The sequence below is a fragment of the Oryzicola mucosus genome (genome assembly GCF_014534685.1).
Lineage (GTDB): Bacteria > Pseudomonadota > Alphaproteobacteria > Rhizobiales > Rhizobiaceae > Oryzicola > Oryzicola mucosus.
Map to the genome: position 1 here is coordinate 115,848 of NZ_JACVVX010000002.1, position 16,399 is coordinate 132,246.

The following is a 16,399-nucleotide window of genomic DNA, read 5'->3' on the forward strand; positions in this document are numbered from 1 at the left end:
AGTGTGCCTCGTTCGATAAGCCTTTGTCAGCCTCGAACGAAGCAAGATCCGCGAAATCAGATCACCACAAAATCCAAATGCGACAGGGTCGGTTTGTTGTAGAAGGTGCCGATATGAATGGCGGCTCGGACGCCGTCACCATCGGCATCGAAGAACAACTTGCCGGTGTCTGTGTCGTAGATCAGACGGTCGTCGGCGTCCGCCGCCTGACCGCCTGCATTGGCGGCAAAAGCCGACGCCGCAAGCGCGCCGACCGGCAAGCCCCTCAAAATCGCATTTTCGAGATGAACGGTGTCGTCTGCGGCAGAGAAGTCCGTGACATGATCGATGTTGGCGCTCTTCTTGGCGGCGAAAACGAAGATATCTTTTCCGGCGCCGCCGGTCATTATGTCGTTGCCGTGCTGGCCGGACAGCACGTCGTCGCCTGTACCGCCTAGAAGCACGTCATTGCCGCGTCCACCGAAAAGCTTGTCGTTGCCGCCTTTGCCGTCGATGGTGTCATCGTACCGGCTTCCGAAGAGGACACTGCGAAAATCTGCCCAATCGCCGTCCACCATGTTCTTAGGTCCGGAGGTGTCGAAGATGAAGTCCTTGGCGGTCAGTTGGCTCGGCAGGACGTTGTTGATTTGAATCCAAAACGAGGTGCTGTAAGCATATGCGTCGAAATAAGCATCGGTGCCGTTTTTCGTTTCAAGAATCTGCTGCAACTGGTCAAAGTTTGAGATTCCATAAGCTGAGACATCGATGCGGTCGCCTTTTTCAAAGTCGGCGATAACTATCGCTTCGCCGCCGCCATAAGAAGTCCCAGCGTAGCCTCTTAGGCTGGTCATGAACACGTCATGTCCTGCCTCCCCATAGAGAATACTGAAATCCTTTTCTACAGTGGAGCGGCCGCCGCCAAAGATCACATCGTCGCCGTCACCTGCGAAGACGATGTCGTTGCCCCATCCGGCGTAGAGCTTATCCCCATATCGGCTGCCGAAAATATGGTCTTGATCCCATGTATTGTCGCCGTATCCTGTTCTTGGTCCGGAGTTGTCGAAGATGAAATCGCCCGCGCTCAGTTCAGAGGGCAGGATGTTATGTATGGTGATGGTGTTTGAGCCATGAGCTCTAATCACTATGGACGTATCAGTGCCATTACCGGTCTCCAGAAAGCGCTGAAGCTGGTAGAAGCTCGAAATGCCATAATACGAAACGTCGATCCTGTCGCCGGCCTCAAAGTCAGTCACGATGTTAAGACTGGAAAGAGTTTTTAATCCGCCACCGGGACCCATTTTGAAGATGTCATCGCCGCTGCCGCCATAATACATCGTCCGGCTCCCTCCTCCTACGAGAAGATCGTCGCCACCGCCGCCAAAAAGTTCGCTGTAACCAAACCAGCCGCCTGGAACGGCAAGAGAGTCGTCTCCATCGCCGCCGAAAAGGCGGGTTCCGCCGGAATCCGTCACCGAGATTGTTCTCGGCTCGTTGTTGGCGAAGATGAAGTCATTAGCCGTGAGGTCCGCGACCGCCACGCCTCGAATTTGAACGGCACGAGCCGATCCAGAATAATAGGCGTCGAAATAGGCGTCGGTGCCATCCTTGGTTTCGAGGATGAATTGCAACTGTTCGAAGCTCGTTATTCCGTAAGCAGAGATGTCGATCCGGTCGCCCTTCTGGAAATCGGCAATGATGTCGAGGCGGTCACCTTGGCCTCCCGCTGGGGGCTTTACCCGAAAAATGTCGTTGCCGCCCTCGCCGTAAAGCGTGTTGGTGCCTAGTCCGCCGATGATGACATCGTTGCCGGCGCCGCCATAGATCAGGTCGTCTCCGCCCAATCCGCTGATGGCGTCGTTGCCCGATGTGCCTTTTAGTGTCTCGCTCTTACCGGTACCCTTGATCGTCGCCATTGCCGCCTCGCAAACCTCTGTTGGCTGAACGGTTATTCCAGCTTGCAGAGGGCGACAACGCAGCTTTCACGACGCGCCGTGTTTTCTCGATAAGGTTGGTAAATGGCGCCGTTTTGAGACAAAAAGTGACCCGATTCGGGCCGCGGGGAGTCTTGGTTCGGTACGATCGGTCCCGGAAAAAACAAAGGGCTCGGCGATTGCTCGCAAAGCCCTTGGGGTTCGGATGGTGGGCGTGACAGGGATTGAACCTGTGACCCCTGCAATGTCAATGCAGTGCTCTCCCGCTGAGCTACACGCCCATCCGACGAGGCGCATACACCACTTTTGCTCCAACGCGTCAATAGGAGCCTGTGGGGAAATTCGCTCGTTTTACTTTTCCCCAGCGAGAGCCGGGGAAAAGCGCTTCACGATCTCTGGCGTCAGGCCGCCTGGAGCATCTTTTCGACCTCGTTGACGAGGTCGCGCAGGTGGAATGGCTTGGACAGGACCTTGGCGTCCTTGGGGGCGTTCGAATCGGGGTTGAGTGCGACGGCGGCAAAGCCGGTGATGAACATCACCTTCAGATCCGGGTCGATCTCGGTGGCGCGGCGCGCCAGTTCGATGCCGTCCATCTCCGGCATGACGATGTCGGTCAGAAGCAGCGAAAACGGCTCCTCGCGCAGGCGCTCATAGGCGCTCGCGCCATTATCGAAGTCGCTCACCTGGTAGCCGGCGCGTTCAAGCGCTTTTACCAGGAAGCGACGCATGTCGTCGTCGTCTTCCGCCAGAAGAATGCGTGCCATCGTTTCCCGTCCGAATCAGCGAAACCGGAAGTTGTTTCCACGATGTTCCGGTTAACCATGTTCTATATGAGGAAGGGAGGGTAAACATCAAGTGAACGGAGCCGCATGCATCATGGGGTCACGCTGGACAACACCCGCGCCCGGTGGCACTTTCGTCGCATGATCCTACCCGATGTGAAGCCTTGCCCGCCGCTATGACCGCAGCCGACGATTTCAAGGATGTCGTGCCGTTCGAGATCCGTTCGAGCGCGGAGCAGCGCGTGCCCTTCGTGTTCAATTCGCCGCATAGCGGCCGGTTCTATCCGCCACGTTTCCTGGAGATGAGCCGCCTCGACAAGCAGGCGATCCGGCGTTCTGAGGATTGTTATGTCGAGCAGCTTTTCGGCGGCGCCGCCGCCTTGGGTGCGCCGCTTCTCTTGGCGCATTTTCCGCGTGCCTATCTCGATGTGAACAGGGAGCCGTGGGAACTCGATCCGCGGATGTTCTCCGATCCGCTGCCATCGTTCGCCAATATCCGGTCCCCCCGGGTTGCCGGCGGCCTGGGGACAGTGCCGCGTCTTGTGGGCGAGGGGCTGGATATCTACAAAACACGGCTGCCCCTGTCGGAGGCTTTGTCGCGCATCCAGGGCATCTATGAGCCTTATCACGAGACGCTGCGGCATCTCCTGGGCCGCACGCAGATGCGCTTCGGCTATGCGGTTCTCGTCGATTGTCATTCCATGCCGGCGAGCATCCGCATCGGCGAAAACGGTTTGCGGCCCGATTTCATCATCGGCGACCGTTTCGGTGCCTCCGCCGCGCCGGAACTGACGGAGGCCGCGATCCGTCTTCTTGCGGGGATGGGCTATACGGTGGCCTACAACAAGCCTTATGCCGGCGGTTTCATCACCGAGCACTATGGGCGGCCGGCGCGCAACCGCCACGCGATCCAGATCGAAATCAATCGCGGGCTCTACATGAACGAGCGCAGCTTGGAGAGGCGGTCGGGCTTCGATGCGCTGACCGACGACCTCACCCGTTTCTGCTCGGATCTCATGGCTTTGCCGGATCACCATTTCAGGCAGGCGCCGCCACTGGCCGCCGAATAGAGATGCCGGGCTCGTGCCCTAAGATTTCAGGCAAAAAAAGACCGCTCCGAGGAGCGGTCTGAAGTCTAGGGAGGAAACGCCCAAGGAGGGCACGGACAGAACAAACTGTCCGAGGATCAGTTTATTGTGCATTGCATCAATGTCAATGAGGAATCGCTGATTAATGCCTTTTAAAGTGCAAAAAAATTCGTTGCGAAAAAATGCGGCAGCCTGCATCCGGCGTTGCCGAAACAAGGAGACATAGTTTGACTGTAACTTCTGAGTTCCTGCGCCGGATCGCCATGGCCGCCGCGGCCGAGACCTTGCCGCGGTTTCGCGCCCAGGGTGCCGTGAGCAACAAGCTTGCCGGCGGCTTCGATCCCGTTACCGAAGCGGACCAGGAGGCTGAGCGTGCGGTCCGCGCCCTGATCAATGCTGAGTTTCCAGGCCATGGCATTCTGGGCGAGGAGCATGGCAGCGAAAACATCACCAACAGCCATGTCTGGGTGATCGATCCGATCGACGGCACCCGCGCGTTTATCTCCGGCGTACCGGTGTGGGGGACGCTGGTGGGCCTGACGGTCGATGGGGACGCGGTGGCAGGGCTGATGTCGCAGCCCTTCATCGGCGAGCTCTTCTATGCCGACGGTTCGGGCGCCTATTACGAAGGCCCGGGCGGGCCGCGCCGGCTCACGGTGAAGGATACGACCAGCCTGGCCGATGCGACGCTGTTCACGACGACACCTGCGCTGTTTACGGGCGACGCGCGCGGCCGTTTCGACGCGCTCGAGTCGCAGGTTCGTCTGTCGCGCTACGGCACGGATTGCTACGCGTTTGCGATGCTGGCGGCGGGGCAGATCGACATCGTCGTCGAAGCCGGCCTGAAGCCCTACGATATTGTGGGCCTCATTCCGGTCATCGAGCAGGCCGGCGGCATCGTCACCACCTTCGATGGCCGTGCTGCGGAAAAGGGCGGCGACATCCTCGCGGCGGCGACGCCCGAACTGCATGCTGCAGCCATGGCAATTCTGAGAGGCTAACCCTCTACGGGGTCCGCCTGTATGTGCATGGTTTCGGAGCCTGGCACGAAGGCGTCGAAGGCAGCCAGAACCTGTTCGCGATAGATGTCGGCTTCCTGCAAAAGCTCATGACGGGCGCCGTAGATCGTGACCAGCGAGCCCAGGCGAAGGCTGGTGGCATAGGCTTCGATCTTGCTGGGATCGACGACGCGGTCGGCAGTCGGGTTGACGAACAGCATGGGGATTCTCAGCGCGCTCATGAAGCCCGGATCGGTGACCTTTTCCACCGCGCGGGCGGCAGCCGCCACCCAGCTCACCGTAGGTCCGCCCAGCGCGAGTTGCGGATAAGCGAGGTAAATCTCGATATTGCGGCGGAACCGATCGGGGTCGCTGCTCAGCTTGTTGCCCTCGAAAGCAAGCGGGACAGCGGGGCGCGGCCCGCCGCCGATGTAGCGCCGGCCGAGGCCGAACAGGCTGAGCGTACTGGTGACGCGCTTGACCGTGCGCATCTGGAGCCTGGTTATCGCGATCTGCAGCAGCGGCGCCAGCAGCACCATGCGCTGGACCCGGTTGACGAGATAGGGCGCTGTCAGCAGCGCGATCAACGCGCCGCCGGAATGCGCCATTATGTAATAGGGACCTCGGCAGTCGGGCAGGACGATATCGTCGAAGAAGGTCCGCAGGTCGCGGGCATAGTCGTCGAAGCTCTTCACATAGCCGCGCTGACCGTCCTTGATCAGCCGGTCCGAGCCGCCTTGGCCGCGCAGGTCGAACGTCGCGGTTGCGAAGCCGCGGCGGGAAAGGTCTATCGCGGTCTCGAAATATTTCTCGATGCACTCGTTGCGGCCCTGGATCAGGACGACGGTGCCCTTCAGAGGCCGGGCTTCCGCTGGGAAGATCGCATAGCGCAGGCGTTTTCCGTCTTTCGACAGGAAGAAGTCGCCACGGGCGCCTGCGGGCCTGGGATTGGCAGGAATATCGTAGAAAACATCCATTCGGAGGCCCGCGCCCGCTTCGATATCGTTTCGATGGTGATAAGCCCGGCGCGCCGAAAAGGAAACTGCCGCCATTCAAGAAGCAGCACGGCCGGAGGCCGATAATCCAGCCTCCGGCCGCTGTCGGACCGGGAGGAAGGGACGATACACCCGGTTCGGCTTCGGTGCGGCGGTTTTTTCCGCCGCCTGTCTCGATGTCGGGTGCAGAATAGCCGGGCGGAACTGAACGGGCGCCAAAGACGCGGTTCATCCTGCGTTCATCTGAACGGAAGGCGCAGAGGAATTTTTCGCTCTTGAAACGGCTTTTACCGCTCCCCAAATGTCTCCTGCAGCCGCCGAAACCGGGGCTGCTGATCGAAAGGAACGCCAAATGGGTTCCCCGGCGATCAAATCGCAAACTTGTTGCTCAACAGGAGAACACACCATGCGTCACGTTGATTTTTCCCCGCTCTACCGTTCGACCGTCGGCTTCGACCGTCTGTTCAGCATGCTCGATTCCGTCGGTCAGCCCGAGGCCGTCCCGAGCTACCCGCCCTACAACATCGAGCGCACCGGCGAAGATTCCTATCGGATATCGATGGCGGTTGCAGGCTTCTCCGATAGCGAGATTTCGATCGAAGCGCACCGCAATGTGCTGACCATCAAGGGCGAGCGCGGCACCGAAGCCAATGGCGAAGGTTCCGAAGTGCTGTATCGCGGCATCGCCGCACGCTCCTTCGAGCGCCGCTTCCAGCTTGCCGACCATGTCGAGGTCACGGGTGCCAACCTCAAGAATGGCCTGCTTCACATCGACCTGAAGCGCACCATTCCGGAAGAGCTGAAGCCCCGCAAGATCGCGATTTCGGCCGATGCCTCCAAGGCCAAGCAGATCGAGGCCAACAGCGTCAACTAAGCCTGTCTCCTCCCAGGGAGCGAGCGGCGCCTTCGGGCGCCGCTTTCATTTTATCGGGCAAGTGTTGCCGCAAAACGCTCGACGTCCTCGTCCGTCGTCGCGAAACTGGTGACAAGGCGGCACAAGGTTTCGTCACTGGCGATCTCGCCGTCAAAGTCGACTGGCGCGTGCCAGTCATAGAACACGGCGCCTTCTGCTTTCAGGCGCTCGACATCGGATTTCTTGAGGATCGGGAACACCTCGTTTGCCTGAGGTTCCCAGCCGAGACGCGCCGACCCGGAGGTGCCGATGGCATCGGCGAGTTTTGTCGCCATGGCGTTGGCGTGGCGCGCGGTCTCAAGCCACAACCCGCCTTCGAAATAGGCGTCGAACTGGGCGGAGATGAAACGCGATTTGGAGAAGAGCTGGCCGGCGCGCTTGCGCAGAAAAGCGAACTCCTTGGCCTTGTCGAGATCGAACAGGACAACCGCCTCCGCGCACCAGCAGCCGTTCTTGGTGCCGCCGAAGGAAAGAATGTCGACGCCGCGTTTCCAGGTCATCTCCGCCGGCGTGGTGTCGAGCGCCACCAGGGCGTTGGCGAATCGGGCTCCGTCCATGTGCAGCGGCAAGCCGTTTTCCGAGGCGATTGCCGAGATCGTCTCGATGTCGTCCAGCGAAAACAGCGTGCCCATTTCAGTGGCCTGGGTGATCGAGATCGCCATGGGCTGACCGCTATGGACAAATTCGGCGGGATATCTGGCGATGGCTTGCCGAAGGAGAGCCGGTTCCATGCGGCCCAAGGGCCCGTCGACAGGGCAAAGGCGCGCACCGCCGGTGAAGAATTCGGGCGCGCCGCACTCGTCTTCCACAATATGTGCGCCGCGGTGGCAGAATGTCACACCACCCGGCCGATTCACGCTCGACAGCGACAGCGCGTTGGCCGCGGTGCCGGTGGCAACGAAGAACACGGCCACCTCACGCTCGAAAATCTCGGAGAAAGTCCTGTAGACCTGCTTGTCGAGATCGCCGGATCCGTAACCCGCGCTGAAGCCCGAGGCATTTTTCCCAAGCTTTTCCGCGATGAGCGGATGGGCGCCGGCCCAGTTGTCGGAAGCGAAGAACATGTATGACGATCCATCAGGCAAATTTCGATGGTGACCTTGGCTCTTTCGCGGCTTGAAGATCAAGACTGCACCATCCAGTTTGCATATCTCCGGCGAGCCGCTATCTCCAGTCACGGATGCGATCTTGCGCAACTGCCCTGTCTGACGAAACTTTATGTCGCCAAGGCTTGGGCAAATTTGTGAATCAGTCTTGTAACGCCAATGGAATTCTGGCATACAAAATTTAGGACAGTAGTGCTGTCTTATTTTGTCCGACACACTCCATCCGGATTGGCGTAAAATGCGCTCGTCCGGTTTCGGTGTGCCGGGTAGAGGAGTCGGGCTGCGCATTTCGCGTCAGCCTCAGTTTTTCGAAATGTCGAGTCCGGAGATGGGCCACCCAAACAGGCCAGCCATCGCGGTACATGACGCCCGAAAGGGCTGCAACGGAGGAAGGACGATGACGGATATGACGCCATCTGTGACGACGGAGATTGTGCCGGCCGTGCAGACGAAAGCGGCCGCCGTCAAAGCCGCGCTCCGAACCACCACCGGCTATGCCGCGCATGGCCTTTACGATCCGCGCAACGAACATGACGCCTGCGGCGTCGGCTTCATCGCGCAGATGAAGGGCGTGAAGTCGCATCAGATCGTCAAGGACGGCCTGTTCATGCTTGAGAACCTCACCCATCGCGGCGCGGTGGGCGCCGATCCGCTGATGGGCGATGGCGCGGGCATGCTCGTCCAGATTCCGGACAAGTTTTTCCGCAAGGAAATGGCCAAGCAGGACATCGAACTGCCCGAGCCCGGCCATTATGCGGTCGGTCATCTGTTCATGCCGCGCGACCCTGACTTGCAGAAGCACATCGAAGGCATCATCGCCGATGTCGCCCATGCCGAAGGCCAGCCGCTGATCGGTTTCCGCGCTGTTCCGGTCGACAACGAATCGCTGTCGAAGGCGCCCGATATCGCCGCTTCGGAGCCTGTGCACATGCAGGTCTTCATTGGGCGTGCGCCGGGCATCGAGAGCGACGACGATTATGAGCGGCGGCTTTATGTGCTGCGCAAGGTCATTTCGGGCCGCATCTATGCGGAGACCGAAGGCCGCGACAACGGTTTCTACATCGTGTCGATGTCGTCGCGGACCATCGTCTACAAGGGCATGTTCCTGGCCTACCAGGTCGGCGCCTATTACAAGGACCTGAGCGACCCGGATTTCGAGACGGCGATCGCGCTGGTCCACCAGCGGTTCTCGACCAACACCTTCCCGTCATGGAAGCTGGCGCATCCTTATCGCATGGTGGCGCATAATGGCGAGATCAACACGCTGCGCGGCAACGTCAACTGGATGGCAGCGCGGCAGGCATCCGTCGATTCCGAACTGTTCGGCAACGACATCTCCAAGCTGTGGCCGATTTCCTATGAGGGGCAGTCGGATACGGCCTGCTTCGACAACGCGCTCGAATTCCTGTTCCAGGGCGGCTATTCGCTGACCCATGCGATGATGATGCTGATCCCGGAAGCCTGGGCCGGCAACAAGTCGATGGATGCCGACCGCAAGGCGTTCTACGAGTATCACGCGGCCCTGATGGAGCCGTGGGACGGCCCGGCGGCGGTCGCCTTCACCGACGGCCGGCAGATCGGCGCGACGCTGGACCGCAACGGCCTGCGTCCTGCTCGCTACATCGTCACCGACGACGACCGCATCATCATGGCGTCCGAAGCCGGCGTGCTGCCGGTCGAGGAAAAGCACGTCGTCAAGAAGTGGCGGCTGCAGCCCGGCAAGATGCTTTTGATCGACACAGAGAAGGGGCGCATCATCTCCGACGAGGAGATCAAGGCGGAGATCGCGACGCGTCACCCCTACAAGACCTGGCTCGCCAACACGCAGCTGATCCTCGAGGATCTGAAGCCGGTGGAGCCGCGCGCGCTGCGCAAGGACGTGTCGCTGCTCGACCGCCAGCAGGCCTTCGGCTACACGCAGGAAGACACCAAACTTCTGATGGCGCCGATGGCTACCACGGGCCAGGAAGCTGTTGGTTCGATGGGTACCGATACGCCGATTTCGGCGATGTCGGACAAGTCGAAGATGCTCTACACCTACTTCAAGCAGAACTTCGCGCAGGTCACCAATCCGCCGATCGATCCGATCCGCGAAGAGCTGGTGATGAGTCTGGTGTCGTTCATCGGGCCCCGCCCGAACATCTTCGATCTGGTTGGCTCTTCGCGCAAGAAGCGGCTCGAGGTGCGCCAGCCGATTCTGACCAATGGCGATCTGGAGAAGATCCGGTCCATCGGCCATACCGAGGACCGTTTCGACACCAAGACCATCGATGTCACCTACAGTGCCGTGGAAGGTGCGGCCGGCATGTCCGGCGCCATCGACCGTCTATGCGAGCGTTCGGAGGCGGCGGTTGCCGGCGGCTACAACATCATCATCCTGTCCGACCGGCAGGTCGGACCCGACCGCATCGCGATCCCCGCGCTGCTGGCGACGGCTGCCGTGCATCATCATCTGATCCGCAAGGGCCTTCGCACGTCCGTGGGTCTGGTCGTGGAGTCGGGCGAGCCGCGCGAAGTGCATCATTTCTGCTGCCTTGCCGGCTACGGCGCGGAAGCGATCAACCCCTATCTCGCCTTCGACACGCTGCTCGGCATGCACAAGAACGGCGAACTGCCCGAAGAGGTCGACGCTTACGAGGTGGTCTCGCGCTATATCAAGTCGATCGGCAAGGGCATCCTGAAGGTCATGTCCAAGATGGGCATCTCGACCTACCAGTCCTATTGCGGCGGCCAGATTTTCGACGCCATCGGCCTGAAGACCGACTTCGTGCAGAAGTATTTCACCGGCACTGCGACCAACATCGAAGGCGTCGGTCTTGACGAGGTGGCGGAGGAAACGGTTCGCCGTCACACCGATGCGTTCGGCGACGATCCGGTGCTGCGCAACGCGCTGGAAGTCGGCGGTGAATATATGTACCGCATGCGCGGCGAGGCCCATGTCTGGTCGCCGGACGCCGTGGCATCGTTGCAGCACGCCGTTCGCCAGGGATCGTGGGAGACCTTCAAGGAGTTTTCCGCGCAGATCGACAGCGAAACGGCGCGGGCGCAGTCCATTCGCGGCCTGTTCAAGATCAGGCTGGCGGAGCAGTCCGGCCGCGCGCCGGTCGATCTGGCCGATGTGATGCCGGCGGCCGATATCGTAAAGCGTTTCTCGACAGGGGCGATGTCCTTCGGCTCGATCAGCCGCGAGGCTCATTCGACGCTGGCGGTCGCCATGAACAGGATCGGCGGCAAGTCCAACACCGGCGAGGGCGGCGAGGAGCCGGACCGTTACCTGCCGCTGCCCGGCGGCGGCGCCAACCCAGAACGTTCGGCGATCAAGCAGATCGCCTCGGGCCGGTTCGGCGTGACGACGGAATATCTCGTCAACTCCGACATGATGCAGATCAAGGTTGCGCAGGGTGCCAAGCCCGGCGAAGGCGGTCAGTTGCCCGGCCATAAGGTCGATGCGACGATTGCCAAGACGCGTCACTCGACACCGGGTGTCGGCCTGATTTCGCCGCCGCCGCACCACGATATCTACTCGATCGAGGATCTGGCGCAGCTCATCTACGACCTGAAGAACGTCAACCCGACAGCCGATGTGTCGGTCAAGCTGGTATCGGAGGTCGGCGTCGGCACGGTCGCGGCGGGCGTCGCCAAGGCGCGCGCCGACCACATCACCATCTCCGGCTATGACGGGGGCACGGGCGCTTCCCCGCTGACCTCGCTCAAGCATGCCGGCAGCCCTTGGGAAATGGGCCTGGCCGAGACGCACCAGACGCTGGTGCTGAACGGCCTGCGCAGCCGCGTGGCGCTGCAGGTCGACGGTGGCCTCAGAACCGGGCGCGACGTGGTCATCGGCGCGCTTCTGGGCGCCGACGAGTTCGGTTTCTCAACCGCGCCGCTCATCGCCGCGGGCTGCATCATGATGCGCAAGTGCCATCTCAACACCTGCCCGGTTGGCGTCGCCACCCAGGATCCGGTGCTGCGCAAGCGTTTCAAGGGTGCGCCCGAGCATGTCATCAACTACTTCTTCTATGTGGCCGAAGAGGTGCGCGAGCTTCTGGCGGCGATGGGCTATACCCATCTCGACCAGATCATCGGCGACACCGATCTTCTCGAAAAGCGCGAGCTGATCGACCACTGGAAGGCCAAGGGCCTCGACTTCAGCAAGATGTTCTTCAAGCCGGATGCGCCGGCCAAGGCCGTCTACTGGACCGAACGCCAGAACCACCCGATCCATGACGTGCTCGACCGCAAGCTGATCGAGATGGCCATGCCGGCGCTCGAATCGCGCCAGCCGGTCAAGCTCGACGTCAACATCCGAAACGTCGACCGCTCCGCCGGCGCGATGCTGTCGGGCGAGGTTGCCAAGCGCTACCGGCACAAGGGTCTGCGCGAGGACACCATCTCGGTGAAGCTGCGCGGCACGGCCGGCCAGTCCTTCGGCGCGTTCCTCGCCAGAGGCATCTCGTTCGAGCTGATCGGCGACGGCAACGACTATGTCGGCAAGGGCCTGTCGGGCGGTCGCATCGTCATCCGTCCGCCGGAAGACACCAACATCGTCGCCGAAGAGTCGATCATCGTCGGCAACACGGTGCTGTATGGCGCCACTGAGGGCGAATGCTACTTCCGCGGCGTGGCCGGCGAACGCTTCGCCGTCCGCAACTCCGGCGCGGTCACCGTCGTCGAAGGCGTGGGCGACCATGGCTGCGAATACATGACCGGCGGCGTGGTGGTCGTCATCGGCAAGACGGGCCGCAACTTCGCGGCCGGCATGTCGGGCGGCGTCGCCTATGTGCTGGACGAGGAAGGCGATTTTGCCGAGCGCTGCAACATGGCGATGGTCGAACTCGAACCGGTTCCGGAAGAGGACGACATGCTCGAGAAGCTGCATCACCATGGCGGCGACATCGCGCATAAGGGCCGCGTCGACGTGTCGGGCGACATGACCCGTCACGACGAAGAGCGCCTGGTGCAACTGATCTCGAACCATATGCACTACACCGGATCGACACGCGCCAAGGCCATTCTCGACGATTGGGCGACCTATCGGCCGAAATTCCGCAAGGTCATGCCGGTGGAATACCGCCGCGCGCTGATCGAAATGGAACGGATGCGCATGGGGGTAGCTGCGGAGTGATGACGACGCGGACATCGGCTCCGTCGAGCGAGTTGGTCTTGGCGTCAGCTTCTGTTTGCTTGCATACGTCGTTGAAATCCCGCACCCTGAGGCCTATGCTTTGTCATAGGCCAAGCGATGGAGGCGAGAGATGACGGCGCCGGTCCAGAAAGAAAGGGAGGTAAGCTTATTCCGCAATGGTCGGAGCCAGGCGGTCCGCATTCCAAAAGAGTTCGAATTCGATGCCGACAGCGTGTTGATCTCACGGGATGAGGAGGGGACAGTCCATCTTCGTCCAAGGATAAGACGGAAATCGCTTGTAGAGGTTCTCGACTTGCTGAAAGAGGACGGCCCGATTGAGGACTTTCCTGGAGACCCGGGTGAGGACGGATTGCTGCCGCTTGACGATATCAAACTGTGACCCGCTATCTGCTCGATACGAATATCATCTCCGACCTGTTTCGAAACCCTGGTGGTGCGGTAGACCAGGCTCTGCGGGTTCATGGAGGCGATGAGATCGGCACGAGCCTGATCGTCAAAGGCGAGATATTGTTCGGTCTGAAGAAAAACAGCAATCTGCGCGGTTTGCGGCAGTTTGAAATGTTTCTTGAGGCGATCGTGGTTTGGTCGCTGGAAGAACCGGTTGAAGACCGCTACGCGGCGTTGCGAGTGGAGATGGAACGGCGCGGCGATCAGATAGGGGCAAACCATCTCTGGATAGCGGCTCAGGCTGTGGCTATCGATGCGGTGGTCGTCACGGACGACCGGGCTTTCGCACGCTTGCCAGGACTGAAAATAGAGAATTGGTTGCGCGCCTGAGAGCGCGAATTGAGTGGAACAGACATGGGCAAGGTTACAGGTTTTCTCGAAATCGACCGGCAGGTGCACAAGTACCAGCCAGCTTCCGACCGCATCCGGCATTTCCGTGAATTCACGCTGCCGATGTCGGACAAAGAGGTCGAGAAACAGGCCGCGCGCTGCATGGATTGCGGCATCCCATTCTGCCACGGACCGACCGGCTGCCCGGTGCACAACCAGATCCCTGACTGGAACGACCTCGTCTACAATGGCGATTGGGACAATGCGATCCGCAACCTGCATTCGACCAACAACTTCCCGGAATTCACCGGCCGCATCTGCCCGGCGCCCTGCGAGGAAGCTTGCACCCTGAATCTCGAGGACATTCCCGTCGCGATCAAGACGGTCGAACAGGCGATTTCCGACAAGGCCTACGAGCTGGGCCATATCAGGCCCTATCCGGCTGAGCACAAGACCGGCAAGCGTGTCGCCATCATCGGCTCCGGTCCGGCCGGCATGGCCGCCGCCCAGCAGCTCGGCCGCGTCGGCCATGAGGTGCATGTCTATGAACGCGAAAGCAAGGCCGGCGGCCTGCTGCGCTTCGGCATCCCCGACTTCAAGATGGAGAAGCACTATATCGACCGCCGCGTCGAACAGATGAAGGGCGAGGGCGTGACCTTCCACTACGGCGTCAATGTTGGCGTCGACAAGAAGGTTTCGGAACTGCTGGCCGACTATGACGCCGTGCTCTATTGCGGCGGTTCGGAAACGCCGCGTCCCGCCGGCATTCCGGGTACGGAGTTCGAAGGCGTGTTCGATGCCATGCCGTATCTGGTGCAGCAGAACAAGCGCGTCGGCGGCGAGGACATCCAGTCGGTCGCATGGAAGCAGGAGCCGATCCTGGCCGGCGGCAAGCATGTCGTCGTGGTTGGCGGCGGCGATACGGCGTCCGATTGTGTCGGTACGGCATTCCGTCAGGGCGCTGTGCGCGTCACCCAGCTCGACATTCGCCCGCAGCCACCGGAAAAGGAAGACAAGCTCGCGGTCTGGCCCTATTGGGCGACCAAGATGCGTACGTCTTCCTCGCAGGCGGAAGGCGCTCAGCGCGAGTTTCAGGTCGCTACGCTGGAGTTCATTGGCGAAGAAGGCCAGCTGACCGGCGTGAAATGCTGCGAAGTGGATGAGAAGCGCCAGCCCATCGCCGGCAGCGAATTCGTCATCCGCGCCGATCTCGCCTTCATCGCCATCGGCTTTTCCGGGCCGATGACCAACAGCGTGCTGAAGGAAATGGGCGAAAGCCTTAAGGTGACCACCGATGCGCGCCGCTCGTCCAACGTCGCGGCCAACGACCGCGACTACAAGACGACCGTCGACAAGTTCTACACCGCCGGCGACGTTCGCCGCGGGCAGTCGCTCGTGGTCTGGGCGATCCGCGAAGGTCGCCAGGCCGCGCGGTCCATCGACGAAGCGTTGATGGGCAAGTCGGTTCTACCGCGCTGATCGAAGACTGATCGCGCCGTGACAAGCGCCTCCGGGCGCTTTTCAATCGATGCCAGGTTTCAGCGTTTGATGGCGCTGGTCGTCGCCCCGTCGGCGGATTGGGTGATACGGCGCTGTGGCACCCATTTGAAATCGTCCGCTCTGCCAGGAGTCGGTTCCGGCGCGATGCCCAGGACCTGTAGTTTCTCGCTCGGCGTGCGCGGTTCCTGCTTCGGTCCCGCTTGGGCGCCAAGCAGTTCGGTCGACCCATCCAACTCCGGATCGTTCAGCGAAATCGGCATGGTGCGGTCGATATCGGTAGGCAAGGTGAGGGCGCCAGGCGCTGCGCCGGGCAGTCCGGCGACAGGCGCTTCTCCGGCCAAGGACAGGCCGAGCAGCTTGTTCAACGGCTTCTCGGCATAGAAAGCCATCTTGCGCTTGCCCTGGCGGGTCATGTTGATGCCGTCATCCGAGCGAAGCCGCACCGGCTGGCCGTTGATGTCGGGACCGGTGGTGACGAAGGCACCGTTCTGGTCGGTGAAACCATCCCAGATATCGACGAACTCGATGCCGGACTTGGACGCGACCGTGCGGTAGATGTCGTTGAGCGCCACCATGTCCGCGGTCATCTTCGAGGCCTTGAACGATGGCATGCCGACCCAAAGGGCAGGCACCTTGCTGTCGGTGACGATCTTGGCGAGCTGCGCCGCTCGCCTCGTATATTCGGTGTCCCATGCATCCGACATGGGTGCGGCGCGTTCGCTGCCCACCTTCAGCTGCTGGCGGTCGTTGGAGCCGAGCATGACCAGAACGGCGGCGGGTTTTTGCTCTTCGATGATCTTGCCGAGTTGGCCAGGCCAGTCGAAATAGTCGTCGCGAACGAGGCCAGAGGATCCGTTGCTGCGGTCTACGACGCGTATGCCAGCGTTTTCTGCAAAGACCGTCGACAGGCCTTCGGCCAGACCGCCGCCCAGAAAATCGCCGACCACCAGGATGACGCGGGCGTCCTCCTTTTTTTCGGCGACGACGACTTCCGGTTCCGGCGGTTTGCGTGGGGTCGCCACGGCTTTGCTGCGCCTCACCGGGGCAGATCTTACACCGGGTTGGACGATGATGGGCGGTCGGGAGTAACGGCGTTCAGGTTCCGGAGGTGGCGCTGGAGCGAAAAGTTCGCGGAAAAAACCGCGGCGCAGGACACCTTCCTGCGCCGTCGCCGAAACGGATGT

Annotated in this window: 12 protein-coding genes and 1 tRNA gene; 7 read left to right on the plus strand and 6 right to left on the minus strand. The window is 61.1% G+C overall.

Going from position 1 to position 16,399, the window contains the following annotated elements; all coding sequences use genetic code 11:
- Nucleotides 1–56 precede the first annotated feature (56 nt).
- From ICI42_RS07025 to cpdR, 3 genes are all read right to left on the minus strand, one after another.
- On the minus strand, nucleotides 57–1,892 hold the full coding sequence (locus tag ICI42_RS07025) for a calcium-binding protein (RefSeq protein ID WP_188163851.1): 1,836 nt from the start codon (nucleotides 1,890–1,892) through the stop codon (nucleotides 57–59).
- A gap of 224 nt (nucleotides 1,893–2,116) precedes the next feature.
- Nucleotides 2,117–2,191, minus strand: a tRNA-Val gene (locus tag ICI42_RS07030).
- 120 nt (nucleotides 2,192–2,311) lie between these two features.
- Nucleotides 2,312–2,674: a cell cycle two-component system response regulator CpdR gene (cpdR, locus tag ICI42_RS07035; RefSeq protein ID WP_188163852.1), complete on the minus strand. Its 363-nt coding sequence runs from the start codon at nucleotides 2,672–2,674 to the stop codon at nucleotides 2,312–2,314.
- A gap of 143 nt (nucleotides 2,675–2,817) precedes the next feature.
- On the opposite strand from cpdR, the gene ICI42_RS07040 reads away from it, so the two are divergent.
- Together ICI42_RS07040 and hisN are read left to right on the plus strand one after the other, a co-directional pair.
- Nucleotides 2,818–3,762, plus strand: a complete 945-nt coding sequence (locus tag ICI42_RS07040) for an N-formylglutamate amidohydrolase (protein ID WP_407945141.1) — start codon at nucleotides 2,818–2,820, stop codon at nucleotides 3,760–3,762.
- A 245-nt stretch (nucleotides 3,763–4,007) separates the two neighbouring features.
- Entirely contained in the window at nucleotides 4,008–4,781 is a 774-nt protein-coding gene (hisN, locus tag ICI42_RS07045) for a histidinol-phosphatase (protein ID WP_188163854.1), read from the plus strand.
- Here hisN and ICI42_RS07050 read toward each other — a convergent pair.
- On the minus strand, nucleotides 4,778–5,755 hold the full coding sequence (locus tag ICI42_RS07050) for an alpha/beta fold hydrolase (protein WP_188163855.1): 978 nt from the start codon (nucleotides 5,753–5,755) through the stop codon (nucleotides 4,778–4,780). The genes hisN and ICI42_RS07050 overlap by 4 nt on opposite strands.
- Nucleotides 5,756–6,179: 424 nt before the next feature.
- On the opposite strand from ICI42_RS07050, the gene ICI42_RS07055 reads away from it, so the two are divergent.
- The gene (locus tag ICI42_RS07055; RefSeq protein ID WP_188163856.1) at nucleotides 6,180–6,647 is read left to right on the plus strand and encodes an Hsp20 family protein; all 468 of its coding nucleotides are present in this window, start codon (nucleotides 6,180–6,182) and stop codon (nucleotides 6,645–6,647) included.
- A gap of 50 nt (nucleotides 6,648–6,697) precedes the next feature.
- On the opposite strand, the gene ICI42_RS07060 is transcribed toward ICI42_RS07055, so the two are convergent.
- Complete coding sequence (locus tag ICI42_RS07060) at nucleotides 6,698–7,750, minus strand: threonine aldolase family protein (protein ID WP_188163857.1); 1,053 nt, start codon at nucleotides 7,748–7,750, stop codon at nucleotides 6,698–6,700.
- Nucleotides 7,751–8,189: 439 nt separating this feature from the next.
- Here ICI42_RS07060 and gltB point away from each other — a divergent pair, with 439 nt between their 5' ends.
- From gltB to ICI42_RS07080, 4 genes are all read left to right on the plus strand, one after another.
- The gene (gltB, locus tag ICI42_RS07065) at nucleotides 8,190–12,917 is read left to right on the plus strand and encodes a glutamate synthase large subunit (protein ID WP_188163858.1); all 4,728 of its coding nucleotides are present in this window, start codon (nucleotides 8,190–8,192) and stop codon (nucleotides 12,915–12,917) included.
- Nucleotides 12,918–13,047: 130 nt separating this feature from the next.
- On the plus strand, nucleotides 13,048–13,317 hold the full coding sequence (locus ICI42_RS07070) for an antitoxin (RefSeq protein WP_188163859.1): 270 nt from the start codon (nucleotides 13,048–13,050) through the stop codon (nucleotides 13,315–13,317).
- Complete coding sequence (locus ICI42_RS07075) at nucleotides 13,314–13,715, plus strand: PIN domain-containing protein (protein WP_188163860.1); 402 nt, start codon at nucleotides 13,314–13,316, stop codon at nucleotides 13,713–13,715. Before ICI42_RS07070 ends, ICI42_RS07075 begins: the two co-directional genes overlap by 4 nt.
- Before the next feature lie 24 nt (nucleotides 13,716–13,739).
- Complete coding sequence (locus ICI42_RS07080) at nucleotides 13,740–15,194, plus strand: glutamate synthase subunit beta (RefSeq protein ID WP_188163861.1); 1,455 nt, start codon at nucleotides 13,740–13,742, stop codon at nucleotides 15,192–15,194.
- Nucleotides 15,195–15,253: 59 nt separating this feature from the next.
- Here the strand turns inward: ICI42_RS07080 and ICI42_RS07085 are convergent, their stop codons facing one another.
- Nucleotides 15,254–16,255 (minus strand): SGNH/GDSL hydrolase family protein, encoded by a 1,002-nt coding sequence (locus tag ICI42_RS07085; protein ID WP_330999123.1) that lies wholly within the window; start codon nucleotides 16,253–16,255, stop codon nucleotides 15,254–15,256.
- Between the last annotated feature and the right edge of the window lie 144 nt (nucleotides 16,256–16,399).